We start from the raw sequence: 1,693 nt of genomic DNA on the forward strand, positions 1-1,693 counted from the left end.
GGTTCTCGAAAAAAGATAGCGAAAAAAATTATCCCTAGAGTAGATACTAAGAGGAATGTATAAACCAATGCTTCCATAAATTCGATCGTGGTTTACAATTATAGCTTCCGTACCTGTTTATTTGGAATCATCTCCCGAATAAAATAAAGAAAGAACAAGAATCAAAGAAAAGGCAGCGATTTAAATCAAGATTTTTCCAGCAGCCTATGGCAAATCACAAATAGAAGTAGAAGCGAAAAATAACAAAGCAATCTTGCATCAGACTACTTGTCTTCTTGTAGTTGGATCTCCAAGTTTTTGGAATGCTCCAAATTCCACTTGAGCATCCAAATCTGGATCAATACCGGCAAAAACATCTCTGAACAGGGTTCTAGCACCATGCCAAATGTGTCCGAAGAAGAAAAGCAAGGCAAACGAAGCATGCCCAAAAGTAAACCAACCCCTCGGACTGCTACGAAAAACACCATCGGATTTCAAAGTAGCACGATCTAATTCAAAAATTTCACCCAATTGAGCACGTCTAGCATATTTTTTCACAGTAGCAGGATCACTATAACTCACTCCATTGAGTTCGCCGCCATAGAACTCAACAGTTACACCTACTTGTTCGACACTATACTTTGATTCTGCCCTTCTAAAAGGGACATCCGCTCTAACAATTCCGTCTCCGTCTACCAAAACAACCGGAAATGTTTCAAAAAAAGTAGGCATACGACGTACAAAAAGTTCACGCCCGTCTTTATCTCTAAAGATAGGGTGCCCTAACCACCCAACGGCTATTCCATCCCCGTTGTCCATTGAACCCGCTCTGAATAATCCTCCTTTTGCCGGATTATTGCCAATGTAATCATAAAAAGCTAATTTTTCAGGAATTTTAGACCAAGCTTCTGATAAACTTTGATTTTCGGCTAACCCAGCACTAACCCTTCGATATATTTCTTGCTGGAAGTATCCTTGATCCCATTGATAACGAGTAGGACCAAATAATTCGATGGGGGTAGTTGCTGAACCATACCACATAGTTCCGGCAACAACAAAAGCTGCAAAAAAGACAGCAGCTATACTACTGGAAAGGACGGTTTCAATATTTCCCATACGTAATCCTTTGTATAAACGTTGGGGCGGGCGGACACTAAGATGGAATAAGCCCGCTAATATGCCCAATGTCCCTGCTGCAATATGATGAGAGGCTATTCCTCCCGGAACAAAAGGATCAAAACCTTCCACGCCCCACGCCGGATTTACAGGTTGGACCTTGCCAGTTAGTCCATAAGGGTCCGACACCCATATTCCAGGACCATACAATCCTGTTACATGAAATGCGCCAAAGCCAAAGCAAGCCACTCCTGAGAGAAATAAATGAATTCCAAAAATCTTGGGCAAATCCAAAGAAGGTTTTCCTGTGCGCTCATCACAAAAAATTTCTAGATCCCAATATACCCAATGCCAGATAGCTGCCAAGAAGCACAAGCCAGAAAACACAATATGTGCTCCGGCCACACCTTCGTAACTCCAAATACCCGGATTTGTTATAGTCCCCCCTGTAATACTCCAACCGCCCCATGAATTGGTTATTCCTAAACGAGTCATGAAGGGTATAACGAACATACCTTGTCTCCACATTGGATCAAGAACGGGATCGGAGGGATCAAAAACGGCTAATTCATATAGAGCCATTGAACCGGCCCAACCA

General features: G+C 42.3%; 2 protein-coding genes. Both read right to left on the reverse strand.

Features of this window, described 5'->3' with window-relative positions; genetic code table 11:
• On the reverse strand, positions 1 to 77 hold a 77-nt coding region (locus IE207_RS34405), incomplete at its 3' end, for a photosystem II protein T (protein WP_190076415.1).
• A gap of 181 nt (positions 78 to 258) precedes the next feature.
• Positions 259 to 1,693: photosystem II chlorophyll-binding protein CP47 (gene psbB / locus IE207_RS34410; protein ID WP_190187978.1), on the reverse strand; the 1,435-nt coding region annotated here is incomplete at its 5' end.

Source organism: Streptomyces cirratus (assembly GCF_014650775.1).
GTDB classification, from domain to species: Bacteria; Actinomycetota; Actinomycetes; order Streptomycetales; family Streptomycetaceae; genus Streptomyces; species Streptomyces cirratus.